Consider the following 335-nt stretch of genomic DNA (forward strand, 5'->3'; position numbering starts at 1 on the left):
GCATGAAGCCGTATACCGGGCGATAAAAGAGGAACACGAAGATCATGGCTATCCTATCCGGAGCCTGTGCAGGCTTGGATGTGTTTCTCATGCGGCGTATTATAAATGGCTGCATAGGGAGACACCGGAAAGCGAGTTGGAAAACCACTGGATAGCAGATAAAATAGAAAAGATCCACAAAGATTCTCCAGACAAGGGATACCGGAGGATCCGGGATGAACTGGAACGTTATCATGGCATAAAGGCCAATGATAAACGAATCCTGCGGATCTGCCGTAAGCTTGACATAAAGTCTACGATAAAATATACAAACAATGGTTGTACCCGCCGGGCTG

Annotated in this window: 1 protein-coding gene; it reads left to right on the forward strand. The window is 46.9% G+C overall.

The annotated features are described in order from the left end of the window. Positions 1-335 (forward strand): IS3 family transposase (locus JMF81_RS14285; RefSeq protein ID WP_201312108.1); only part of this gene is annotated, 335 nt, incomplete at both ends.

It is taken from the genome of Anaerostipes butyraticus (assembly GCF_016586355.1).
Classification (GTDB): Bacteria; Bacillota; Clostridia; order Lachnospirales; family Lachnospiraceae; genus Anaerostipes; species Anaerostipes butyraticus.